Origin of the sequence: Pseudomonas capeferrum, assembly GCF_000731675.1 — a bacterium.
Classification (GTDB): Bacteria; Pseudomonadota; Gammaproteobacteria; order Pseudomonadales; family Pseudomonadaceae; genus Aquipseudomonas; species Aquipseudomonas capeferrum.
The window spans coordinates 1025624-1048193 of record NZ_JMIT01000001.1; the positions used below are offsets into that span (position 1 = coordinate 1025624).

Below are 22570 nucleotides of genomic sequence, written 5' to 3' on the forward strand. Positions count from 1 at the left end.
GCACAGCGCCTTCCCCTCCTGCGACAGAATCGAGGTAGATATGAACACACTGCGTCAGTTGAGTGGCCTGTTGTTGGCCCTCCTTGTGCCTTTTGCGCCTTATTGCCTGGCTCAAGGGCTGGTGGTCGGCGACGTACTACAGAGCCCGGCGGCCAAGGTTGCCAACCCTCAGCGCGGGGTTTTCACTGCCCTGGCCTTGGCGGGCCAGCGCCTGGTGGCGGTAGGTGAACGCGGTCTGATCCTGCTATCCGATGATAACGGCGAGCATTGGCGTCAAGCCGGCGTGCCGGTGTCGGTGGGGCTCACCGCAGTGCAGTTTGCCGATGCCAATGTCGGCTGGGCCGTGGGCCATGGCGGTGTGGTACTGGGGACTGGCGACGGTGGCGAAAGCTGGCGACTTCAGCTCGATGGCCTGCGTGCAGCGCAGCTGGAATTGCAGGCAGCGCAAAGCGCGCTGTCGACCCAGGCGGATGACGAAGCGGCACAAGTACGCGTACAAACCGCCGAACGCCTGCTCGCTGAAGGGCCCGACAAACCGCTCCTGGCGCTGGCAGCCAGTGACACGAAGCATGTGCTGGTGGTCGGTGCCTACGGCCTGGCCATGCGCAGCGACGACGGCGGCGCTAGCTGGCATTCAGCGATGGGCCAGATCGATAACCCAATGGGCCTGCACCTGTATGCCGTGGCGTACCAAGGTAATGACTTGGTGCTGGCCGGCGAGCAGGGCTACTTAGCGCGAGCGCTGGACGGTGAACACTTCGAACAGATAAGCAGCCCCTACGCCGGCACGCTGTTCACCTTGGCAAGTCGCGGCGACGGTGCACTGCTCATTGGCGGGCTCAAAGGCCACGCGTTTGTCCTGGCGCCCGGTGCCGAGCGCGCCGAAGCGTTGCCGACACTGGCGCCGGTGTCCTTCAGTGATGCCAGTGTTCTAAACGATGGTCGCGTGCTGCTGGCCAATCAAGCGGGCGGATTGTTTGCAAGCGCTCCCTCGGGATTCACCCCGGTTTCCGAATCATTGCGCAAACCGGTCTCAGGCATCGTCCAGGCCGCCGATGGCAGCCTCGTTGCCGCGGGGTTCTCCGGGCTTTCGCGCCTGCCACAGCCCACCGTTTCCGCTTCGGAGTGAGTCAATGAATTCCGCTCGCCAAACCCTGTCATCCGCGTCCGATAGCTTCGATCCTCGCTCTGGATCGCTGATCGAACGCGCACTGTTCAATCACCGCCATTGGGTGCTGTTGCTGTGCCTGCTGACCACCGTGCTGCTCGGCTGGCAGTCGGGCCGTCTGGAGCTCAATGCCAGCTTCGAGAAGATGATCCCCACCGGGCACCCCTACATCGCCAACTACCTGGACAACCAGAAGGAGTTGTCCGGAATCGGCAATGCGGTGCGTATCGCCGTCACCAACCGCCACGGTGATATCTACGACGCCGATTACCTGCGTACCCTGCAGGCGCTGAGCGACCAGATCTACCTGTTGCCGGGTGTTGACCGCGCCTACATGAAGTCGCTGTGGACGCCTGCCACCCGTTGGGTTTCGGTGACCGAAGAGGGCCTGGACGGCGGCCCGGTGATTCCTGATGAGTACGATGGCAGCCCGTCATCGCTGGGCGAACTACGGCGCAACGTGCAGTTGTCCAACGAGATTGGTCAATTGGTAGCCTTCGACCAGCGCTCCAGCATCATCTACGTGCCGCTGATGGCGCGCACGCCCGATGGCAAGCCGTTGGACTACCGGGTGTTGTCCGATCAGTTGGAGACCCTGCGGGCTAAGTACCAGAGTGACAGCGTCGATATCCACATCACCGGTTTCGCCAAGAAAGTGGGTGACCTGATCGAAGGCCTGGAGCAGATCCTGCTGTTCTTCGCTGTTGCCATTCTGATCACCACGGTGGTGCTCTACGGCTACACGCGTTGTGTGCGCAGCACCGTGCTGGTGGTGTTCTGCTCGCTGGTGGCGGTGGTCTGGCAGCTTGGCCTGCTGCCCCTTCTGGGCTACGAACTGGACCCCTATTCGGTGCTGGTGCCGTTCCTGGTATTCGCCATCGGCATGAGCCACGGCGCGCAGAAAATGAACGGCATCATGCAGGACATCGGTCGCGGCATGCACCGCGTGGTGGCTGCGCGTTTCACCTTCCGCCGACTGTTCCTCGCAGGCCTCACTGCGTTGCTGTGCGACGCCGTGGGCTTTGCCGTTTTGATGCTTATCCAGATCCAGGTGATCCAGGACCTGGCGATCATCGCCAGCATCGGTGTGGCCGTGCTGATCTTCACCAACCTGATCCTGCTTCCGGTGCTGCTCTCCTATGTCGGCGTCAGTCCTCACGCTGCTGCGTTGAGCCTTAGAAGCGAGCGGGCCGAGGAGGGGGGCCAGGTGCGTCATGCATTCTGGCGCTTCCTTGACCTGTTCACCCGCAAGCCCTGGGCCGCCGTCTGCGTGGTTGTCAGCCTGGTGATGGCAGCGCTCGGCTTCCTGGTCAGCCTGAACCTGGCCATCGGCGATCTTGACGCCGGGGCGCCGGAGTTGCGCGCCGACTCGCGCTACAACCTGGACGATGCATTCATGACCCGCAGTTACGGGGCCAGCAGCGATCTTTTCGCGATCATGGTGCGTACACCAAACAGCGCCTGCGCACGCTACGACATCCTGCGCAAGGTCGATGAGCTGGACTGGCAACTGCGCAGCCTGCCGGGCGTGGACTCGACCAACTCGCTGGCGCTGCTCAACCGTCGGATGCTGGTAGGTCTCTCCGAAGGCAGCCCCAAGTGGTACGAACTGCAGAACAACCAGGCGATGCTCAACATGATCACCGCCAGCGCGCCGCGCGGCCTGTACAACGAGTCGTGCAACTTGCTCACGCTCTATGTCTACCTCTCCGACCACAAGGCGCAAACGCTGACCCGGCTGGTGGAGCACGTCGAAGCCTTCGCCGCTGCCAACGACACCGACGAAGTCAAATTCCAGTTGGCTGCCGGTAACGCCGGGATCGAGGCCGCTACCAACATCGTGGTCAAGGAAGCCAATCGCGAGATGCTGTTCTGGGTCTACGGCGCGGTGATCTTGCTGTGTCTGATCACCTTCCGCTCCTGGCGCGCCACCCTCTGTGCGGTGATTCCGCTGATGCTTACCTCCATCCTCTGCGAGGCGTTGATGGTCTGGTTGGGCATCGGCGTCAAGGTCGCCACCTTGCCGGTGATCGCCTTGGGCGTGGGCATTGGCGTCGACTACGCGCTGTATGTGATGAGCATCATGCTTGGCCACCTGCGCCAGGGCGCCAGCCTTTCCGAAGCCTATTACCGCGCGCTGGTCTCCACCGGCAAAGTGGTGATGCTCACCGGCGTGACCCTGGCCATCGGCGTCGGCACCTGGATCTTCTCGCCCATCAAGTTCCAGGCCGACATGGGCGTGCTATTGGCCTTCATGTTCGTCTGGAACATGGTCGGCGCACTACTGCTGTTGCCAGCGCTTGCCTATTTCCTGCTACCAGCGACCCGCCGCAGCGATGCAGTTGTCGCCGCCGAGCCCGTTGCCGATATGCAGCCCGCCAAGGCCGCCGCCACTGGTCGCCCGTTGTTGCTGGATACCGCCACCCGCTGACCTTCGCCCCAACAACAAGAGCACATGGGTATGACGCCACTGATCGAGACTTTGCAAACCCTCTGGCTCGCACTGCCACGCGGCCTACGGACGGCCATGGAGGCGCACTGCAATGAGTACTGAGCGCCAGGCGGGTTTGCCGCAATCGTTGTTGCTGCTGTTCGGCAGCTGTTTGCCGGTGCTGGGCGCGGTGCTGCTGGCACCGGTACTGCCGCGCATGCAGGCGCATTTTGCCGATACACCCGGCGCCGAAGTGCTGGTGCCCATCAGCCTGACTATTCCTGCATTGGTGATCGCGCTGCTGGCGCCGTTTGCCGGTGTCATCGCCGACCGCCTGGGGCGCAAGCCGCTGTTGCTGGCCTCGATGGTGCTTTACAGCCTCTGCGGGCTGCTGCCGCTGTGGCTAGAGTCGCTGCTGGGAATCGTCATCAGCCGCGCCGGCCTGGGCCTGGCGGAAGCCGGCATCATGACCTGCTGCACGACGCTGATGGGTGACTACTACCAGGGCGGGCGCCGCGAGCGCCTGTTCGCCCTGCAGATGGTCGCCACTTCGCTTTCGGCAGCAGTGTTCATCGCCTTGGGCGGCGCACTTGGGCAAAACGACTGGCGTCTGCCTTTCGTGCTCTACGGCGCAGGCCTGCTGCTCCTGCCGCTGATGGCAATGCTGCTCTGGGAGCCGAAGGTCGCTGAAGCCGCCGCGTTGTCTGGCAAGGCGGAAGACTTCCCGTGGCGCAGGCTTTTGCCGTTGTACCTGCTCACCGTACTGGCGGGTATCAGCTTATTCATCGTACCGGTGCAAGCCGGCTTCCTGCTCACCCTGCTGCACGTCGATTCGCCCCAGCAGATCGGCATGACCATGGGCGCCAACCAGCTCGGCGTGCTGGCCGGTGCACTGAGCTTCCGCCTGCTCAACGGCCAGCGCCGGCAACACCTGCTGTTGCTGGCTTTCGCCACAGCCGGGGTCGGTGGGTTGCTGATGGCCACCACCGACAACCCAGCGCTGGTGGTGGTTGCGGTGCTGATCAATGGCCTGGGCATCGGATTGATGCTGCCGACCCTGATCACCGGGGTGATGAGGCAGGTCGATTTCACGCAGCGCGGCCGCGCCACCGGAGGCTTCACCGCGGCCCTATTCGCCGGCGAGTTCATCAGCCCTCTGGTGGTGCTGGCCCTCAATGGCGGCGTGGTCGCCCAATTGCCTGGCGCCCTGACCGTTGTGGCTGTCGCCCAGGTGCTGCTGGCGCTCGCCTGCGTGGTGCTGGCGAAGTGTTTCCGTTCGCGCGGCACTGGCGCTACCACCACGCCTGATCACATCTAGAGGTAGCCATGCCCCAATCCCTGGAAAACGCCGCTCTCGACCGACTGTTCCTGCGCGCGCGCTCGCACAACCACTGGCTCGACCGCGAGGTACCGGATGCACTGCTTCAGCAGCTGTACCAGGCCGTGCGCCAAGGCCCGACCAGCAATAACTGCTGCCCGGCGCGCTTTGTCTTCGTGCGTAGCCCGCAGGCCAAGCGCAAGTTGCTGCCAGCCCTCAAGGGCCACAACGGCGAAAAAATGCTGCAGGCCCCGGTGACCGCCATCGTTGCTTGGGACAGTCGCTTCTTCGAGCTGCTGCCCGAGCTGTTTCCGATCTACGACGCCGGTGCCGTCTACCGCGACAACCCGCAGGCGGCCTTCGTCGCCGCGCTGCGCAACAGCAGCCTGCAAGGCGCCTACCTGATCCTCGCGGCCCGCGCCCTGGGGCTGGATTGCGGACCCATGTCGGGCTTCGACAACGCCGAGGTAGATGCCGCGTTCTTCCCCGATGGGCGCTGGCGCAGCAACTTTCTCTGCAGCCTGGGCTACGGCGACGATTCGGGTCTGCGCCCGTCCGGGCCGCGCCTGTCCTTCGAGCAAGGCTGCCGCATTCTCTAAGCAGCCGGTTTTATCAGCGCACAGAACACGATCGTCGACGATGGCCCCTCGTGACGGCAATTGATTGAAAGGAGTTTTCATGCGAGCACTTCCCCCATTCCAGCGCGTGGTCACCGGCCACGACAACGAGGGCCGCGCCGTGGTCACCCTGGCAGGCCCTACGCCCAACAACTTCCCGCTCAAGGCGGTGCCCGGCACCCTGTTCTATGAGGTCTGGAACAGCAGCGTCAGCCCGGCGCGATTGGACAATGGCGCCGACCCAACCGACAAGCCCCTGCAGCTTTCCCCCGGCGCCCAGGGCAGCGTGATCCGCGTGGTGGATATTCCGCCGGACAGCGTGCAGAACCAGGTCAGCGCCGAGGATGCCGCTGCGGCCTTCGCCGAGATCGGCCAAGCCCATGCAGGCACTGGCAAGGCGGACTCCAGGCACAAGCTCATGCACCGCACCGAAACCCTCGACTACGGCCTCGTCACCGAGGGTGAGGTGTGGCTGGTGCTCGACGGCGAGGAAGTCCACCTCAAGCGCGGCGATATCGTGGTCCAGCGCGGCACCAACCATGCCTGGAGCAACCGCACCGAGAACATGGCGCGGATGGTCTTCATCCTGCTTGACGGCCGCTACGCCCCCGAACTCAAGGAGATGCTGCAATGAAGCTTGCCACACTCGACGACGGCAGCCGCGACGGCCGCCTGCTACTGGTTTCCTGTGACTTGAGGCGTGCGGTGGACGCCGCCGATATCGCCCCCACGTTGCAAGCGGCCGTGGATCACTGGCCGAACGTGGAGGCCGACTTGCGCGGCCGCTACGATGCCCTTAACAACGGTGAACTCGCCGGCGCCTTCGACTTCGACCCCAACCGCGTGATGGCGCCGCTGCCGCGTGCCTGGCAATGGCTGGACGGTTCTTGCTTCCTCAGCCACGGCGAGTTGATGCAGCGAGCGTTCAACCTTGCGCCCATCGAAGGCGTAGAGTCCACGCCGCTGATGTACCAGGGCGCTGGCGACGACTTCCTTGGCCCGCGGCAGGACATTGCACTGCCCAGCGAGGCCCACGGCATCGACTTCGAAGGCGAGTTCGCTGTGCTGGTGGACGAGGTGCCCATGGGCTGCACGGCCGAGCAGGCACTGGCGCATATTCGCCTGGTACTGCAGGTCAACGACGTCAGCCTGCGGGCGTTGGCGCCACGGGAAATGAAGACCGGCTTCGGCTTCGTCCAGGCCAAATCCTCCTCCAGCTTCGCCCCGGTGGCCGTTACCCCAGACGAGTTGGGAGATGCCTGGCGCGACGGTCGCGTGCACCTGCCACTGAACGTGGAGTGGAATGGCCAGTGGTTTGGCCACCCGCATGGCGGCGCCATGCACTTCGGCTTCCACCAGTTGATCGCCCATGCCGCGCTGACCCGTCGCCTTGGCGCCGGTAGCGTGATTGGCTCCGGCACCGTTTCCAATGCCGACCGCAGCGTGGGATCGGCGTGTATTTCCGAGCGCCGCGCCATTGAAATGATCGAACAGGGTGCGCCGCGCACCGGCTTCCTCCAATTCGGTCACCGCATTCGCATGGAGGCGTGCAACACGGATGGTTCGCCGTTGTTCGGTGCCATCGACCAGCAGGTAGTCCAGGCAGCCCCGCCATGCGCGTGATGATTACCGGAGCTGCCGGTTTCCTTGGACGCTTGCTGGTGCAACGACTGCTGGACAAGGGCCAGCTGCGCGGCCAGCCGCTGGAAGCGCTGGTGTTACTGGATCAGCAACTGGAGGGTTTTCCTTCCGACCCGCGCCTGCGCTTGCTCGCCGGCAGCATCGCAGAACCGACCCTGTTACGCCGCGCCCTGGCCGATGGCGTGGATGTCGTGTTCCATCTGGTGAGCGTCCCCGGCGGCGCAGCGGAGGAGCACTATGCATTGGGCCGGCAGGTGAACCTGCTGGCGACCCTGGAACTGCTTGATCAGTTGCGCAGCGCTGCGCGGCCACCGGTGCTGGTCTACGCAAGCAGCGTGGCCGTGTACGGCGCGCAACTACCGGCACGCATGGACGAGCAGTGGATACCGCGTCCGGCGCTGTCTTATGGCGCGCACAAGGTCATGGTGGAAACCCAGCTCAATGACCTCGCCCGCCGTGGCGAGGTAGATGGCCGCGCATTGCGGCTACCCGGCATCGTCGCACGGCCCCGCGAGCCGAATGGCTTGCGTTCGGCCTTCATGAGCGACCTGATGCACGCCCTTGCCGCTGGAGAAAAATATTGCTGCCCGGTATCGCCGCAGGCCACCGCCTGGTGGATGTCGGCGCGTTGCTGCGTCGACAACCTGCTGCATGCCGCCGAACTGCAAAACCCCGGCCCTCAGCGGGTGTGGCAGTTGCCTGTGCTGCACCTGGCCATGGACCAAGTGGTCGAAGCCCTGGCCGAGGCCTTCGGCGACGACCGTCGCGCCTTGGTGAGTTACCAGCCGCACGCGGACCTGGAGGCGTTGTTCGGCCGCTATCCGCCTTTGCGTACCTCGCAATCGCGGGCCCTGGGATTTCATCACGATGGTTCTGCCCAAGCCCTGGTGCGTAACGCCCTTAACCTGAGCCAACGCCCGCGCCATGCGCGCGCGTCACTGCAAACCCTTTGAGACCTGCTGCCATGACCCTTGCCCGTAAACGCCGCCTCGTCGACCTCTCGGTAACGCTGGACAACAACCCCTACACCGACCCGCCGCCGCTGCTGCCCAAGATCGACTACATGGACCACCAGCAGGGTTGGCCAGAAATGGCCGCGATGTTCCCTGGCCTGTCCCTGGACCAGATGCCGGGGCACGAGTCGTGGGCGGCGGAGCGCCTGTCGATCACCACCCACAGCGGCACTCACATGGATGCGCCCTGGCATTACGCATCCACCACCGACGGCGGCAAGCCGGCGTTCGGTATCGATGAACTGCCGCTGGAGTGGTGCCTGCAAGCGGGAGTAAAGCTGGACTTTCGCCACCTGCCCGATGGCCATGTGGTGACTGGCGCGGAGGTGGACGCTGAGCTTTCGCGTATCGGTCACGAGCTGCAGCCGCTGGACATCGTGCTGGTGAACACTCGTGCCGGCAGCCTGTTCGGCGAGCCGGGGTATCTGGAAGCAGGCGTCGGCATGGGCCGTGAAGCCACCCTCTACCTGCTGGAGCGCGGCGTGCGAGTCGTGGGTACCGACGCCTGGAGCTGGGACGCGCCATTCAAGTACACCCGCGAACGTTTCGCCGAGAGTGGCGATGCGTCAATCATCTGGGAAGGCCACAAGGCCGGGCGCGATATCGGCTACGGCCAGATGGAGAAGTTGGCCAACCTTGACAGCCTGCCGGCCAGCGGCTTTTTGGTGTCCTGCTTCCCTTACAAGATCAAGCACGCCTCGGCCGGCTTCGTCCGCGCCGTGGCCATCTTCGAAGAATAAGAACAGGAGCAACCCCCATGCGATTGCGCATACTGTTGGCGGCCTTGGCGTGCCTTGCGCCAGTGCTCGCCGGTGCGGCCGAGCGCCCCAATATACTGCTGATCGTGGCCGATGACCTGGGCTACTCCGACCTCGGCGCCTTCGGTGGTGAGATCGCCACACCGAGCCTTGATCACCTGGCTGCCAGTGGTCTGCAACTGACCAACATGTACGCCGCGCCGACCTGTTCGCCGACCCGGTCCATGCTGATGTCCGGCACCGACAATCACCTGGCCGGGCTGGGAACCATGGCCGAAGGGATGCAACCGTTCCAGCGAGGCAAGCCAGGCTATGAGGGCTACCTCAACCAACAGGCGCACTCCATCGCCGGCCTGTTGCGCGATGGTGGTTACCGTACCGCCATGGTCGGCAAGTGGCACTTGGGCCTGGCCCCGGAGCAGGGCCCGGACCGTCGTGGCTTCGAGCAGTCTTTCACCCTGCTCGAAGGGGGTGGGGTGCACTTCAAGCCCGCCCCTGGCTCGACCGCGAAGATCGAACAACTCTCTTACCGCGAGAATGGCAAGCCAGTGGAGCTGCCGGATGACTTCTATTCCACGGACTTCTATACCGACAAGTTGCTGGCTTACCTGAAGACGGGGCAGGGCAGTGGCAAACCCTTCTTCGCGTATGCGGCTTACACCTCGCCACACTGGCCGTTGCAGGCACCGCAGGCTTACCTGGATAAATACCGCGGTCGCTACGACGGCGGCTACGACGCGGTTCGCCAAGCGCGAATCGAGCGGATGAAAGAGAAAGGCCTGCTGCCTGCCGACTTCCAGAGCGCCGCGCCGCTCCCGGTCACCCCGCAGTTGCCTGGCTGGGACCAACTAGACCCCCAGCGCAAGCGCATCGAGGCGCGCAAGATGGAGATCTACGCCGCGATGGTGGACAACCTCGACCACAACGTCGGTCGCCTGCTGGATTACCTGCAGACCAGCGGCCAGATGGACAACACCTTGATCGTTTTCATGTCCGACAACGGCCCCGCTGGCGAACGCCACGAGCAGTACTACCCCGCTGGGCCGAATACCGACAACCGCCTGGAGAATCTTGGCCGACGCGGGTCGCAGATCGACTACGGGCTGCGCTGGGCAGAGGTGAGCGCGGCGCCACTGCGGCTGTTCAAGGGCAGCACCGCCGAAGGCGGTATCAGCGTGCCGGCCATCGTACAATTGCCGGCCAGCCTGCGTCGCCAGGGGCTGGAGCGTGGCGTGGCACGGGTGGATGACCTAGCGCCGACCTTCCTCGCCCTGGCGGGTCTGCCGGACCCGGGTGACCAGTACCAAGGCCAGCCCAAGCATCCCATCACCGGCCGCTCCATGTTGCCGATGCTCGAAGGCAAAGGCCGGGCTGAGCCGGTAATGGCCGGTGAGCTGTTTGGCAGTCGCTATTACCGCGAAGGTAACCTGAAACTCCTTGGCCTGGTGCCCTGGAGCATGCCGGGCCAGCCCCAGCCACCGTTGCGTTGGCAGTTGTTCGACCTGTCGCACGATCGCGGCGAGCAGCACGACCTCGCCGCCAGCCAGCCGGAAACGACGCAACGCTTGCAGCAGGCCTGGCAGGACTACGCCCGCCGGGTCGGTGTGGTCGCACCGCCTCTGGCCAAGGCCCCATGAGGCGCCAGCTCATCGTCTTCGGTTGCTTGAGTGTGCTGGCCCTGGCGGCGGTCGCTGCGCGGCCGCCCACCAGCCTGCCCTTGGGCAATGTCGCCGGCTGCGAGGCCTACGGTGGCTTGCCGGCGGGTTGGGGCAACGACCCGCTGGCCGGGATGGTCCGCATCAGCGGCGGGCGCTTCACCCCCGGCACTGATGGGGGGTACTCGGATGAGCGACCGTTCGCCGCAGTGCACGTCGGCGACTTCTGGATCGATCGCACCGAAGTTACCCGCGCGCAGTTCGGCGCCTTTGTCGAGGCTACCCATTACATCACCGAGGCTGAGCGCTCCGGTGGCGCCGCGTTGTTCCACGTACCGCTGGGCACGGCCAGCGACGGGTCGGCGTTGCCTTGGTGGCGTTACGTAAAGGGTGCTGACTGGCGCCACCCATCGGGCCCGGACGGGCCGTTGGCCAACCCGGACCAGTACCCTGTGACCTTGGTCACCTTGACCGATGCCCAGGCCTACGCGCAGTGGCGCGGCAACGACCTTCCCAGCGAGGCCGAGTGGGAATATGCAGCGCGCGGCGTTGACCCCTCGCAACGTCTCGGCGAGGAACCACGCGACAGCCACGGCCGGCCCTCAGCAAATTACTGGCAGGGTGTGTTCCCGGTACAGGACGCAGCTGAGGACGGTTTCGCTGGCGTTGCCCCGGTGGGTTGCTTTGCCGCCAACGCCTCTGGGCTGTTCGACATGATCGGCAACGTCTGGGAATGGACGGCAGATGCCCAGTGGGGGCCGCTGATTAGCCACGCCAATGGCGATCCGAGCCAATTGCGTAGCGCGCTAGCACCGTCGCGTCCCCAGGTCATCAAGGGTGGCTCCTACCTTTGCGCCGCGTCCTATTGCGCCCGCTATCGCACAGCGGCACGTGAGCGCCAGGATGCGGACCTGGCGACCTCTCATGTGGGCTTTCGCACCATTCGCCGTATCCCGCCAACAACCTTGACCCACTCGGAGTGAATCCATGCGCTTGATTCCTATGCTGTGGGGCGCGTGCGCGCTCCTGATCGTTTCCACTACTGTAATGGCTGATGAAGAGCATGATGCCCGGCGCCTGCTGCAGCAGGCGGTCGACTACTATCGGTCGCAAGGCGATGCCGCCTTCGCCGCTTTCAGCCGCCAGGGGGAGTTCATCGATGGCGAGCACTATGTATTTGTGGTCGACACCCACGGCACCATGCTTGCTAGCGGTGGTACCTCGGCTGTGCTGATTGGGCGGGATGTCAGCGCTGCCCTAGAGCCGGAGCTTCGCGAGGGCTTTCACCAGGCCTTGAATGGCGCAGAAGGGGAGGTGCGGGTCGCCGAGTACCGCTGGATGAACGCACGCGATGGCCTGGCGGAGCGCAAGAAGGTGTTTTTCCAGCGCGTGGGTGACCGGGTCATCGCCGTTGGTCTCTATTTGCCCCGGGCTACACCGCAGCAGGCTGAACAGTTGCTGGATCGTACCGTCGCGGCACTGGAGCAAACTCGGGAGCCAAGTCTCGCTGCCATCAATGCGCTGTCGCCAAGCTTTCGTGACGACGACCTTTATGTCTTTGTCATCAACCTCGATACCGAGCGCTATGTCGCTCACGGCTACAACTTGCGCCTGCTGGGCGTAAAATTCACCCAAGTGCGAGACCCGGACGGCAAGCCGGTGGGTGAGCCAATCCTGGCGCTTATGAAGAATCGTAAGGAGGGCGGATACGATTACCGGTGGAAAAACCCTGTCACCGGCAAGGTGGAAGACAAATATGCGCTACTGCGCAAGACTGGCAATCTACTGGTGGCGGTAGGGTATTACAAGCAGTCTGAATGACCCCTCGCCAACCGGGTGTCGGGAGACGAAGAGCGGGTCGTCCCAGGGTATCGGGGCGACCCGCTAACGGCGTGTTAGCGTCCGTGGAGCCACCCACCCTCAATGCTTGGGTGGCGGGCCGCCAGGGGCCCATTTTTCCTGGTAGTGAAAGAGGAAGTACTGCGAGTTGTCGGCACCGGGGGCTGCAATCCGCGCGGTCCAGCGCTCGTCATGCAGGTCCATGTCGGCGTCGTATTCCACGTGGCAGCCCATGGGGCTGTTGAAGTACCAGAACCAGTTGGACCCCAGCTGGTGACGCCCTGGCCCCCAGAACGACTCATAGCCTTTCTCGACGAAGCGGGTACCGGCAATCATCACCTCGGTTGGGCCGCCCATGTGGAAGGTGAAGTGTTCGATACCTTTCATGAACGGCGGCGTCTGGATCAGGAACAGGGTGTGGTGGTCCTGGGTGCCAGCCGGGCGCAGGAAGGGACCGGTGTCGACGAAGCGGTCGGTGCATACAAAGCCCAGGCGGGTGTAGAACGCTTCTGCCTTAGCGTGGTCAGGCACGAAATAGACCACATGCGACAGGCTGCGTGGCAAAGCCGGCATGTCGTCGCTGGCGCCCAGCGAGTTGATGGCGCGGCCCAGCTCCGCGCCGGGGGCGTTGCTTATCTCGCCAGGCATTGCCAAGGGGCGGCGCAGGGTGATGCGAAAACCCAGGGCGAAGCCCATGTCGTCCACCACGCGCAACACGCCGTCTTCCCCCCGCACTACGGTGCGGTCTTTGGAGAGTTCGGCCTCGATGGCCTGCAGGGTGGCTTCGTCGGCTACGCCGTAAACGGTTTCGCGCAGGGTGTTCGCGGTCTCCATGGCCTTGGGCAGGCGTGGGTCGTCGCGGTGGCGAATTTCAATGCCGGTGCCGTCCAGGGCCTCGAGGTAGCCGCCGGCTTCGTCCAGCTTTCCCGGCTTCAAACCGTAGTCGGTGAGGTATTGCACGCAGGCGTCGACGTTGTCGACGCCGAACACAAGGTAATCAGGTCCGATGATCTTCATGGTCGGTTTCTCTTCTCGTCTATCAGGCGGTACGACCACCGAGGTTTTCGGCGACCCAGTCGGCGATGTACTGGCCGGCGTTAATGGAGTTATCGAAGCTGGAGTGCTGCACACCGCCTTCGCGCGGGGTGAAAATCTTCAGTTCGCGCTTGGGGCTATTGACCAGTTGTTCGTAGGTGCGGTGGGCCCATTTGAGCGGGATCTGTGAATCCTGCTCGCCATGGGTGACCAGGAACGGCACCTTGATCCGCTCCACCACGCCGTCCAGGTGGACGTTTTCGGCGATGGTCATGAATTCATCGATGTTCTTGCCGCCCCAGACCCAGCGCACGTGCTCCCAGTAATGCGGCACCGGGAAGCTGCCTTCGCGTTCCAGGCGGCGCTTTTGCACGTCGCGCCAGTCGTGGTTGGCGCCCCACACCACGCCACAGGCAAACCGCGGCTCGAAAGCCACCACACGCGGGCAGTAGTAGCCGCCCAGCGACACGCCTTCGCAGCCGATGCGCTTGGCGTCCACATCCTCGCGGGTTTCCAGCCAGTCGAACACGCGGCTGCCCCAATGCTCGGCGTCATAACGGGCTTTCAGGTCGTGCAGGCGCAGCGCTTCGCCGGTGCCCGGCTGGTCGATCACCAGCGATGACACGCCCCGCTTGGCGAGCCAGGCCGGCAGGCCAACCCGGTATTTCATTTCTTTCGTGGAATCCAGGCCGTTGAGTTGCAGCAGTAGAGGCGTCGGCCCCTGTACGCCTTCGGCACGGATGAATAGCCCGGAAATGACTTTGCCCTCATAGGGGATCTCGACCCGCTCGCAGTTCTCGCCGGAGAGCGCGATGCCGCGGGCGAAGGTGTCGAGGAAGCGCTGGTAAAGCTCCATGCGACCTGGGGCGCCGTGAGCTTGCAGGCGTTCACCTGTGAGGTAATAGGTTGCGGCACGGTTGTACTTTTCGCCGGCTGAAAGCAGGCGGCCTTTCTCTTCGTCCTCGCGGGCCAGGTCACAGAGTTTGTCGGCCGTCTTCGACCAGGCTTCTCGAAAGGCACGGGTTCCGGCGGCGTCAGGTTGCTTGGCGGCTTCCTGAAGCGGTTCGCACATTTCGACGATTTCACCGATGCGCGCACCCATCTCGATAGCAAGGTTTACCGAGAGGTTCCAAACGTAGTTGGTGGGAAAATAGCGGAACATATTGTTGTTTTTCCTTCTTCTGGTCCTGGCCGCCATCGACCCTGCACAGCCAGGGCTATCGCCCGAGGCGCTGTTCGCAGATCGGCAGGGCTCAAGTCGGGCAACCCGGTGTGAACGCTCCCGCATCAGGCAGTGACGCGGGCGTCGGCCACCCCTTGGGGCAGCTTGCGCAAGCTCGCATGGGCCAAAGGATTGGACAAATCGCTTGTTCGGATGCCAGCTATCGGATTGCGAGATACCTGGCGTGCCGCCAAGACGGCAGGCATGGCGAACGCTGATGGCACGCATTGTCAGTATCGATTGGTTGGCGAACCCGGGGCTGGTTAGGGTACGCGGCTGCGCGCTGCGCCCCACCCACCAGGAGGTTCCCCATGCCTTTCACCACGCAAACCCATGACGTTTCGACCGGTGCGTTGCCCCGCTGGCTGGGCCCTCTGAGCGTCGGCGGCAAGCTGTCGCTGGGTTTCGGCCTGGTGTTGAGCTGCTCCTTGGCCATGGCGCTCACTGCGATGCATGCGGTGCGGGCAACGCAGTCCGACGCGCAACAGTTGCGCAGTCTCGATCGCTTGCAGGGCCGCCTGGCCCAGGCGCGGCTGGAGGAGAAGGACTTTGGCCTGCGCGCCTCACCAGCGGCGGCCGAGCAGGTCGAGGACAGCTTGCGGCGCCTGCTTGCGGAACTGCCCGGGGCACAACCGGGCGCCAGCTTGCGCCATGCATTGGAAACCAATGTTGCAGAGTACCTGGAAGCCTTTCGAGTCTATGCCGGCGCACGGCGCGAAGCGGTCGAGGCGCGTTTGCGCATGCAGGCGCAGGCGCAAGGTACCGGGCAGCGTTTCAGTGGGTTGTTTCTCGATCAGTTAGACGACATCAACCAGGGCCTTGAAGGCGGTGCAGCACCCGTCGCGCAGCAGATGCAATTGCTGGAAGAGGCGGCAAGTCTGCGCGAGCGCCTGGCCAACCTACGGGACAGTGAGCTGTACTTCACCCTGGATGCCCAGAAGCGCTACCGCGACGATTGGGAGAATCGCAGCAACGAAATGGGCACCGCATTGGTCAACCTGGCGTCGCGCCTGGACGGCGAACAGCGCCAGACCCTAGATGAAGCAGGCCAGGCACTGGAGGAATACCGCCTGGCCTTTCGCCGCTTCGCGGTCAGCGGCGAGTCGGCTGTCCTCGCCCAGTCGAACATGGCGGCGTCGGCTGACAAGGTGACGAGCCTGTTGGAGGCAGAGCGGGCACAGCGAGACAACGCCAATGCCGCTTCGCGTCAGCGCCTTGACCTACAACTGGCGGCCATGGTGCTGCTGGCACTGCTGTTTAGCGTCAGCGCCTGCCTGGGGATTCGCCGCGCCATCGTCGTGCCGCTACGCCGGATGCTTGGCCAGGCCCAGCGAGTGGCGGCCGGAGACCTGGGGGAACGGCTGGCGCCTTCAAGGCGTTCCGACGAACTGGGCCGTCTGAGTGATGCCATCGGTATGATGCTAGAGGCATTGCGGTCGCTGGTGGGGCGCATTGGTGCGCAGGTGACGCAACTCGATGGCGCGGCCGGCTCCCTGGCCAGCATGGTGGAACGTACTGGGCAGGGGGTACGCGCGCAGCGTCGGCAGACCGACCAGGTGGTGGACACAGTGCAGCGCATGAGCGCTGCGGCCGCCGAGGCCAATGCCCAGCTGGACGGCAGCCAGGTGGCGCTGGCCGAAGCCGGCCTGCTGGTTCGCCAAGGCGACAGTCTGGTGCGCCAGACCCGTGACAGCCTACAGCGCCTGTCGCGTGAAATGTCCGCCAGCGCCGCGTCCATGCAGGTGCTGCAAAGCCAAAGCGAGGGCATCACCGCCGTGCTGGACGTAATCAACGCCGTGGCCGAGCAGACCAACCTGCTGGCCCTCAACGCGGCCATCGAGGCGGCCCGTGCCGGCGAACATGGCCGTGGTTTCTCCGTAGTGGCGGACGAAGTGCGGGCGCTGGCCAGCCGCACGCGCAATTCCACCGGTGAAATCGACGCGATGATCCAGCGCCTGACGCAACTGACCTGTGACACCGCCGCAAGCTTGCGCGGCAGCCACAAACTGACCGGGGAGGGCGTGGCGCTCAGCGGCCATGCCAGCGATGTGTTGGCCGCGGTCAGCGCGTCGATGGAGCGCCTCGAACACACCAGCCGGAGCATCGCCCACACGGCCGCCACTCAGCACAACATGGCCCAGCAGGTGGACGCGGCGGTGGGTCAGGTCAGCCAGGTGGTGGAGCAGAACGCTGAAGACTGCTGCCGCCTGGAAGAGGCCTCGGGCAGCCTGCAGCGGTTGAGTGCCAATCTGACCCATGCGGTGGGGGCGTTCCGTAGCGGGACGCCGGATGCCGAGGAGCTCAAGCGGTAACGGCAGACTCTGGGCGGTTGACCATCTCCGTCAGCTTTTCGCGCAGCCAGCGCAGCATGGGGTCACGATCCAGGCTGCGATGCCAACTCATGTATTCCTGCATGGCCGGCAGCTCCACCGGCGGCGGCAGGATGCGCAGCGGCAGGTTGCGTGCATAGAGCCGCGCCAGGCGGCTGTGCATGGTGGCGATGCGTTGGGTGCCGATGACCAGTTGCGCCAAGGTGTTGAAGTCGTGGGTGATGACTTCCACGCGGCGTTTGCAGCCGTACTGGCTCATGAACCACTCCTCTATGCCGGGCGTGCGGCTGCGCCCGAAGGCGACGCCGACATGCCCTAGCTCAAGGTAGCGTTCCAGTGTCAGACGCTCGCCGATGCTATGGTTCTCGGCGCACACCACGCAGACGTGCTGTTCGTCGAACAAGAGCTGTGAGGGGTGCTCCTTCACGATGAAGTGCTCTGGCGCGATCATCAGGTCCACTTCGCCACGCATGAGCATTTCCATGGCGGTCTGGCCGGGGCTGATGAGTTCGAAGGTGATGTTCGGGGCTTCGTGGTTGATCTCGCGGATCGCCTCGGCGAACAGCACGCTGATCAGATAGTCCGAGGCCATGATGCGGAAGTGACGTTTACTCCCGGAGATGTCGTGCACCGGTTTGGCGGTGATGGAGGTCTGGATTTTCAGCAGTACGTCGCGAACCGGCAATGCCAGTTCCTTTGCCAGCGGGGTGGGCATCATCTTGCGGCCCACCTGCACCAGCAGGTCATCTTCGAAGTAGGTACGCAGGCGTCCGAGTACACCGCTGGTGGCCGATTGGGTCATGTGCAGGCGGGCGGCGGCACGGGTGATGTTCTGCTCTTCGAGCAGTACATCCAGCGCCACCAGGAGGTTCAAATCCAGGTGTTTGAAGCGCATTACGGGCATCCCTTGTTGTATTTATTTTCGCGATACCCTGCATCCCGACTAACGATTAGTCAAATTGTTCCTGCCTTCCTAGCCTGTGCCCTCAAGGACCTCTCTGCTGTTGTGCTACCCAGCAGCGCTGGCGTGGTCCCGCTCAAAACACTGTTTATGCTCGGGTCATCACGCTCGCGATCGCCCTTGCGCTCCCACAACAAGAACAAGGATTCATTCATGAGCGATATCAGCAAGGTACTCGTGGTCGGCGGCGGGATTGGTGGCCTCTGCGCAGCCATCGCATTACGCCGTCAGGGCGTTGCGGTGGACCTGGTGGAAATCAAGTCCGAGTGGACCGTCTATGGCGTCGGCATCATTCAGCAGAGCAACGTGGTGCGAGAGATGGCCCGTCTCGGCGTGCTCGACGACTACCTCGAAGCGGCCTACGCCTTCGAGGACGTTGGCATCTACGATCTGCAGGGCAATGCCCTGGTACGCATCCCGGGCCAGCGCTTGGCCGGCCCGGATTATCCCGCCAACGTCGGTATCTCGCGCCTGTCTCTGCACCAGGTGCTGAGCACCACTGCGATCGACCTTGGCACCCAGGTACGCCTTGGCTTGTCGGTAGAATCCTTCCAGCAAGACGCGGCCGGCGTAGATGTGAGCTTCACCGATGGCAGCGCTGGTCGCTACGACTTGGTTGTGGGGGCCGACGGCGTTTACTCGAAGCTTCGCGGCATGCTCTTTGGCGACACCTACAAGCCGCGTTTCACCGGGCAGGCCGTGTGGCGCTACAATTTTGCTCGACATCCTTCCATTGATCATCTGGCGAGCTATGTCGGCGCTGAGGGTAACGCCGGCCTGGTACCGCTGTCCGACGACCTGATGTACATGTTCTCCACCTCCCACGAGCCGGGTAACCCGCGCTATGAGCCGGCACAGTTGGCCGAACTGATGCGTGACCGCATCAGTAAGATCGCAGGCCTGGTGGGCGAGTTGCGCGAGCAGATTACCGACAGCAGCCAGGTGGTCTACAAACCCATGGAAGTGGTGTTCGTCGACGAGCCTTGGTTCAAAGGTCGTGTTCTGCTGATTGGCGACGCGGCTCATGCAACCACGCCGCATCTGGGGCAGGGCGCCGGGATGGCAATCGAGGACGCGTTGGTTCTGAGCCTGGAACTGCGCGGCAATGGTTCGGTACAAGAGCGGCTTCAGCGTTTCATGACGCGCCGTTTTGAGCGCTGCAAGTACATCAGCGAGAACTCGATCATGGCCGGGGAGAGGGAAATGGCCCGTGACGCGACGTTCGATCGCATCGGACTGACCAAGGCGATGCTCAAGCTGACCGCCGAACCGATCTGAAACTGCTAGCCGTGGCGGCTATTCCGCTGGTTACGCGTTCACCCCCTGAGTTATCGAGGTCTGCGTGTCCCAGGATTTGACATTGCTCTGCCGCGACGAGCAGTTGCAGGAAGGCCTTGCCCGTGGGTTCGACCCCTGGGGCCAGGGGCGTGACACCGTGCTTGCGTTGCGCTGGCGTGGCCAGGTGCGCGTCTATCGAAACCTGTGTCCGCACCTGGACGTGGCCATGCAGTACCGCAAGGATCGCTTTATGTCTGGCGATGGCCGACACATTGTCTGCTTTGCTCATGGCGCGCTGTTTCAACCCGACAACGGCTTCTGCGTGCTCGGTCCCTGCCTGGGCCAGTCACTGCAAGCCCTGATGGTAATGGTCGACGTTTCGGGAAACGTATGGCTGGAGGAGGGTGCCCCTCGGGCAAACGATGAGGCTATTGCGTGCGCTTCCATGGATTAGACCTGAACCTGCTGGTGGTGCTGGACGCCTTGTTCGTCGAACAGCACGTCACTCGCGCCGCGGTGCGCCTGCACCTGACCCAGTCAGCGGTCAGCGCGGCCCTGGGTCGGCTGCGGGAGCATTTTAACGATCCGCTATTTGTCCTCGTGGGCGGCGCCATGCTGCCCACGGCGCTGATGCAGTCACTGCACCCATGTATCGACCAGGTACTGGAAAGCGCGCGGGGCATTGCCTTCGCCAATGCAAGCTTCGACCCGGGAGCGGCGCGCCGCAAGTTCCGCATCATCGCGTCGGATTATGTTATTGCGGTGCTCATGCCGGCGCTGAGGCGACGGTTGGCCAGCCTTGCGCCCCAGGCCGACTTGCAACTTCTCACGCTGGTGCCGCCAAGGGGAGCCGAGCCGGGCAGCCTGGTGGATGAGGCCCTGGAGCACCGGCACTGCGACCTGGTGATCCTGCCGCTTGCCCATGGCTCGGCGCGTCATCCGCAGCAACCGTTGTTCGAAGACAGCTTCAGCGTCATTGCTTGCAGGGATAACTGCGCCCTGATGGACGGCCTCACGCTGGAGCATTACCTGGCAGCGCCACATGTTGTTCGCGAGACCGGCCCAGGCGCCCAGGGCAGCATGGAAGCGGAATTTATCGCAAGCCAGGGGCTGGCGCGGCGAGTGGCTGTGGCTGTGGACCAGTTCGGGTTGATACCGGAGTTTATCGTTGGCGGCCCCTGCCTATCGACCCTGCACAGTCGCTTGGCGCACCTCTACGCGCAGCGCTTTCCTCTGCGCCTGCTGCCACCACCACTAGCCATTCCCGCCACTCTGCAGGTGATGCAATGGCACGCCTACCAGGACGGTGACCCGGCGCTGGTCTGGCTGCGCCAGTTGTTGACGGAGGTGGCGGGCTGACCACGGCGGTATCAATTTCTGTCATGGCCGGCCAGCAGGAAACTTCACTTCCTCAGGCATCGGCTGCCCAATACCGTATTGGCACGACAACAACAGGACAGACCGCCATGCCCAGACTCCACGTTCACTGCCAAACGCTCTTTACTGGGCTTGAGGACCAGGCTCGCCACGACCAGGTGCTGATCATCGAAAAGGGTGTGCTCACCCATGTCGGCCCTCGCCAGAGCGCTCCGCAGCCATTGCCTGGCGAACGCGTGATTGACACTGGCGGACACTTCGTCATGCCCGGGCTGGTGGATGTCCACACCCATCTGGTGTTCGGCAACGCAAAAAGCGAGGAAGACATAGACCTGCACGTCTCGCCGGAATTTCGTGCCCTGCGCGGTCTGTTTTTTACGCAGCATGTACTGGCCGCCGGCTACACCTCGGTGGTGGTGCCGGGTGACGCCGGGCATTGCAGCATTGCCGTACGCAACGCTATCAATGCCGGTATGTTCACCGGCCCGCGCATTGCCGCCAGCAGCAATGTGATCGCCAACCGGCAGAGCCTGAACGACTGGTTCCCCAGTTGGGTCGGTACGCCTGAGTATTTCTCTGGCCGCCTGTGCGCTACCCGCGACGAGCAGATTGCGGAAATCCGTCGCCAGGCCAAGGACGGCGTGGACCTGATCAAGATCGCTATGGACGGCCCGCACATGCGTCCCAACGGGGAACATATCGCCGCGTTCACCCAGGACGAAACCCGCGCGATGGTCGAGGAAATCCATCGCCTCGGAAAAAAAGTCGCCGTGCATGCCTATGGCCGCGAAGCGGTGCTGTATGCGGCGAAGGCGGGGGTGGACGTGATCTTCCACGGTTTTTTCCTGGACGATGCCTGCATCGAGGCGATACTCGAATCGGGTAGTCACCTCGCTCCGACCTTCACCATGCTCGCCAACAACGTCGAATTTGCCGAGGATTACGAGCCTTCGACCCGCTGTGGTTACGCTGCGATGCAGCGCCGTGTGATCGAGGTGGGTTGTCGGAACTTGCGCCGCGCTCGGGAAGCCGGCGTACCGTTCATGACCGGCAGTGACAGCGGTTTTGCGATCACCCCCTACGGTGAATGGCACGCCCGTGAAATCGAGATTTTTGTCGACTGGTTGGGTTTCAGCCCTGCCCAGGCATTGCGCGCGGCAACCTCGGTTGCCGCGCGGATGATGCCCGTGTCGCAGCAGGTGGGCGCCATCGAGGTGGGTCGTCGCGCCGACTTCATCTGTGTCGATGGCTCACCACTGCAGAACGTCTCGATTCTTCAGGACCGCGAGCGCATACGTGACGTGTACCTAGGCGGGCATCGCGTGGAGGCCCACGTACCGGGCTACGATCCCTACAAGGTCAGTGACTTCAACACGGTGAAATGGGCCGAACTTCACACCCGGCAACGGGCTATGGAAATGGGTAAGCGCAGCACACCTGGATCTGCACCAGAGCAGGAGGTAGGCCGGCATGAATAAGCTCACCCTGGAACTGGCGTCGCGGATGGTCGACACGGCGCTGACAGAGGGCCGGCGGTTAGCCTTGCAGCCACTTTGTGCTGCGGTACTGGATGCCGGTGGTCACCTGCTGGCGCTCAAACGCGACGAGCGCGCCAGCCTGCTGCGTCCGCAAATCGCGTCGGGCAAGGCCGCCTCAGTGCTTGGCATGGGCTTTGGCGGCCGCGAACTTGCCCGTCGTGCTGCCGCGCTACCTGCATTCTTCAATGCATTGAGTGACTTGGCCGGCGGCAACATGGTTCCGGTGCCCGGCGGGGTGCTGGTGCGTAACGGGGCAGGGGAGGTCATCGGCGCTATCGGTATTAGTGGTGACAGCTCCGACAACGACGAACGCTGTGCGATTGCCGGCGTGCTGGGGGCAAACCTGATACCCGACAGTGGGGCGTGTTGATAGGGAAAAAAGCCACTTT

20 protein-coding genes and 1 pseudogene are annotated in these 22570 nt (G+C 63.7%); 18 read left to right on the forward strand and 3 right to left on the reverse strand.

Translation table 11 applies throughout. The annotated features are described in order from the left end of the window. Nucleotides 1-40: 40 nt before the first annotated feature. From PC358_RS04480 to PC358_RS04530, 11 genes are all read left to right on the forward strand, one after another. Nucleotides 41-1129: a WD40/YVTN/BNR-like repeat-containing protein gene (locus tag PC358_RS04480; RefSeq protein ID WP_033697834.1), complete on the forward strand. Its 1089-nt coding sequence runs from the start codon at nucleotides 41-43 to the stop codon at nucleotides 1127-1129. Nucleotides 1130-1133: 4 nt separating this feature from the next. Continuing rightward, the gene (locus PC358_RS04485) at nucleotides 1134-3599 is read left to right on the forward strand and encodes an efflux RND transporter permease subunit (RefSeq protein ID WP_033697836.1); all 2466 of its coding nucleotides are present in this window, start codon (nucleotides 1134-1136) and stop codon (nucleotides 3597-3599) included. Between the two features lie 112 nt (nucleotides 3600-3711). After that, nucleotides 3712-4917 (forward strand): MFS transporter, encoded by a 1206-nt coding sequence (locus PC358_RS04490; RefSeq protein WP_033697837.1) that lies wholly within the window; start codon nucleotides 3712-3714, stop codon nucleotides 4915-4917. Nucleotides 4918-4925: 8 nt separating this feature from the next. Beyond that, nucleotides 4926-5516 (forward strand): malonic semialdehyde reductase, encoded by a 591-nt coding sequence (locus PC358_RS04495; RefSeq protein ID WP_033697838.1) that lies wholly within the window; start codon nucleotides 4926-4928, stop codon nucleotides 5514-5516. A gap of 79 nt (nucleotides 5517-5595) precedes the next feature. Further along, nucleotides 5596-6168, forward strand: coding sequence for a cupin domain-containing protein (locus PC358_RS04500; RefSeq protein ID WP_033697839.1), 573 nt, complete (start codon nucleotides 5596-5598; stop codon nucleotides 6166-6168). Further along, nucleotides 6165-7157: a fumarylacetoacetate hydrolase family protein gene (locus PC358_RS04505; RefSeq protein ID WP_033697840.1), complete on the forward strand. Its 993-nt coding sequence runs from the start codon at nucleotides 6165-6167 to the stop codon at nucleotides 7155-7157. Before PC358_RS04500 ends, PC358_RS04505 begins: the two co-directional genes overlap by 4 nt. Then, entirely contained in the window at nucleotides 7148-8128 is a 981-nt protein-coding gene (locus PC358_RS04510) for an NAD-dependent epimerase/dehydratase family protein (protein WP_033697841.1), read from the forward strand. Before PC358_RS04505 ends, PC358_RS04510 begins: the two co-directional genes overlap by 10 nt. Before the next feature lie 11 nt (nucleotides 8129-8139). Then, nucleotides 8140-8928: a cyclase family protein gene (locus PC358_RS04515; protein ID WP_033697842.1), complete on the forward strand. Its 789-nt coding sequence runs from the start codon at nucleotides 8140-8142 to the stop codon at nucleotides 8926-8928. Between the two features lie 17 nt (nucleotides 8929-8945). Beyond that, nucleotides 8946-10583 (forward strand): arylsulfatase, encoded by a 1638-nt coding sequence (locus PC358_RS04520; protein WP_033697844.1) that lies wholly within the window; start codon nucleotides 8946-8948, stop codon nucleotides 10581-10583. After that, on the forward strand, nucleotides 10580-11584 hold the full coding sequence (locus PC358_RS04525) for a formylglycine-generating enzyme family protein (protein WP_033697845.1): 1005 nt from the start codon (nucleotides 10580-10582) through the stop codon (nucleotides 11582-11584). Before PC358_RS04520 ends, PC358_RS04525 begins: the two co-directional genes overlap by 4 nt. Before the next feature lie 4 nt (nucleotides 11585-11588). Next, nucleotides 11589-12422 carry a cache domain-containing protein gene (locus PC358_RS04530; RefSeq protein WP_033697846.1) on the forward strand — a complete coding sequence of 278 codons (834 nt, stop codon included), beginning with the start codon at nucleotides 11589-11591 and terminating at the stop codon, nucleotides 12420-12422. Between the two features lie 99 nt (nucleotides 12423-12521). On the opposite strand, the gene PC358_RS04535 is transcribed toward PC358_RS04530, so the two are convergent. Both PC358_RS04535 and PC358_RS04540 read right to left on the reverse strand, forming a co-directional pair. Next, a complete protein-coding gene (locus PC358_RS04535; protein ID WP_033697847.1) occupies nucleotides 12522-13457 on the reverse strand; it encodes a VOC family protein in 936 nt (311 codons plus the stop codon). 22 nt (nucleotides 13458-13479) lie between these two features. Beyond that, nucleotides 13480-14637 carry an alpha/beta hydrolase family protein gene (locus PC358_RS04540; RefSeq protein ID WP_033697848.1) on the reverse strand — a complete coding sequence of 386 codons (1158 nt, stop codon included), beginning with the start codon at nucleotides 14635-14637 and terminating at the stop codon, nucleotides 13480-13482. Between the two features lie 1295 nt (nucleotides 14638-15932). On the opposite strand from PC358_RS04540, the pseudogene PC358_RS28370 reads away from it, so the two are divergent. Then, a pseudogene (locus PC358_RS28370) lies at nucleotides 15933-16121 on the forward strand (HAMP domain-containing protein); the annotation flags it as partial. A 78-nt stretch (nucleotides 16122-16199) separates the two neighbouring features. Continuing rightward, nucleotides 16200-17009 carry a methyl-accepting chemotaxis protein gene (locus PC358_RS28375; protein ID WP_420847909.1) on the forward strand — a complete coding sequence of 270 codons (810 nt, stop codon included), beginning with the start codon at nucleotides 16200-16202 and terminating at the stop codon, nucleotides 17007-17009. Here PC358_RS28375 and PC358_RS04550 read toward each other — a convergent pair. Continuing rightward, a complete protein-coding gene (locus PC358_RS04550; protein WP_033697849.1) occupies nucleotides 16999-17922 on the reverse strand; it encodes a LysR family transcriptional regulator in 924 nt (307 codons plus the stop codon). The genes PC358_RS28375 and PC358_RS04550 overlap by 11 nt on opposite strands. Before the next feature lie 219 nt (nucleotides 17923-18141). On the opposite strand from PC358_RS04550, the gene PC358_RS04555 reads away from it, so the two are divergent. From PC358_RS04555 to PC358_RS04575, 5 genes are all read left to right on the forward strand, one after another. Then, nucleotides 18142-19266: an FAD-dependent oxidoreductase gene (locus PC358_RS04555; protein WP_033697850.1), complete on the forward strand. Its 1125-nt coding sequence runs from the start codon at nucleotides 18142-18144 to the stop codon at nucleotides 19264-19266. A 64-nt stretch (nucleotides 19267-19330) separates the two neighbouring features. Then, nucleotides 19331-19720 (forward strand): Rieske (2Fe-2S) protein, encoded by a 390-nt coding sequence (locus PC358_RS04560; RefSeq protein ID WP_033697851.1) that lies wholly within the window; start codon nucleotides 19331-19333, stop codon nucleotides 19718-19720. After that, nucleotides 19702-20625 carry a LysR family transcriptional regulator gene (locus PC358_RS04565; protein WP_033697852.1) on the forward strand — a complete coding sequence of 308 codons (924 nt, stop codon included), beginning with the start codon at nucleotides 19702-19704 and terminating at the stop codon, nucleotides 20623-20625. The genes PC358_RS04560 and PC358_RS04565 overlap by 19 nt, the downstream gene beginning before the upstream one ends. A gap of 107 nt (nucleotides 20626-20732) precedes the next feature. After that, on the forward strand, nucleotides 20733-22121 hold the full coding sequence (locus tag PC358_RS04570; protein WP_033697853.1) for a metal-dependent hydrolase family protein: 1389 nt from the start codon (nucleotides 20733-20735) through the stop codon (nucleotides 22119-22121). Then, entirely contained in the window at nucleotides 22114-22551 is a 438-nt protein-coding gene (locus tag PC358_RS04575) for a GlcG/HbpS family heme-binding protein (RefSeq protein WP_033697854.1), read from the forward strand. The genes PC358_RS04570 and PC358_RS04575 overlap by 8 nt, the downstream gene beginning before the upstream one ends. The last annotated feature ends 19 nt before the right edge of the window (nucleotides 22552-22570 follow it).

Excerpts from the sequence above, each read along its gene's own strand:
- PC358_RS28375 (WP_420847909.1), top strand. The coding sequence starts at position 16,200 with ATGGTGGAACGTACTGGGCAGGGGGTACGCGCGCAGCGTCGGCAGACC.
- PC358_RS04485 (WP_033697836.1), top strand. The coding sequence starts at position 1,134 with ATGAATTCCGCTCGCCAAACCCTGTCATCCGCGTCCGATAGCTTCGAT.
- PC358_RS04495 (WP_033697838.1), top strand. The coding sequence starts at position 4,926 with ATGCCCCAATCCCTGGAAAACGCCGCTCTCGACCGACTGTTCCTGCGC.
- PC358_RS04530 (WP_033697846.1), top strand. The coding sequence starts at position 11,589 with ATGCGCTTGATTCCTATGCTGTGGGGCGCGTGCGCGCTCCTGATCGTT.
- PC358_RS04575 (WP_033697854.1), top strand. The coding sequence starts at position 22,114 with ATGAATAAGCTCACCCTGGAACTGGCGTCGCGGATGGTCGACACGGCG.
- PC358_RS04480 (WP_033697834.1), top strand. The coding sequence starts at position 41 with ATGAACACACTGCGTCAGTTGAGTGGCCTGTTGTTGGCCCTCCTTGTG.
- PC358_RS04490 (WP_033697837.1), top strand. The coding sequence starts at position 3,712 with ATGAGTACTGAGCGCCAGGCGGGTTTGCCGCAATCGTTGTTGCTGCTG.
- PC358_RS04550 (WP_033697849.1), bottom strand. The coding sequence starts at position 17,922 with ATGCGCTTCAAACACCTGGATTTGAACCTCCTGGTGGCGCTGGATGTA.
- PC358_RS04500 (WP_033697839.1), top strand. The coding sequence starts at position 5,596 with ATGCGAGCACTTCCCCCATTCCAGCGCGTGGTCACCGGCCACGACAAC.
- PC358_RS04520 (WP_033697844.1), top strand. The coding sequence starts at position 8,946 with ATGCGATTGCGCATACTGTTGGCGGCCTTGGCGTGCCTTGCGCCAGTG.
- PC358_RS04510 (WP_033697841.1), top strand. The coding sequence starts at position 7,148 with ATGCGCGTGATGATTACCGGAGCTGCCGGTTTCCTTGGACGCTTGCTG.
- PC358_RS04570 (WP_033697853.1), top strand. The coding sequence starts at position 20,733 with ATGCCCAGACTCCACGTTCACTGCCAAACGCTCTTTACTGGGCTTGAG.
- PC358_RS04515 (WP_033697842.1), top strand. The coding sequence starts at position 8,140 with ATGACCCTTGCCCGTAAACGCCGCCTCGTCGACCTCTCGGTAACGCTG.
- PC358_RS04505 (WP_033697840.1), top strand. The coding sequence starts at position 6,165 with ATGAAGCTTGCCACACTCGACGACGGCAGCCGCGACGGCCGCCTGCTA.
- PC358_RS04535 (WP_033697847.1), bottom strand. The coding sequence starts at position 13,457 with ATGAAGATCATCGGACCTGATTACCTTGTGTTCGGCGTCGACAACGTC.
- PC358_RS04555 (WP_033697850.1), top strand. The coding sequence starts at position 18,142 with ATGAGCGATATCAGCAAGGTACTCGTGGTCGGCGGCGGGATTGGTGGC.
- PC358_RS04540 (WP_033697848.1), bottom strand. The coding sequence starts at position 14,637 with ATGTTCCGCTATTTTCCCACCAACTACGTTTGGAACCTCTCGGTAAAC.
- PC358_RS04525 (WP_033697845.1), top strand. The coding sequence starts at position 10,580 with ATGAGGCGCCAGCTCATCGTCTTCGGTTGCTTGAGTGTGCTGGCCCTG.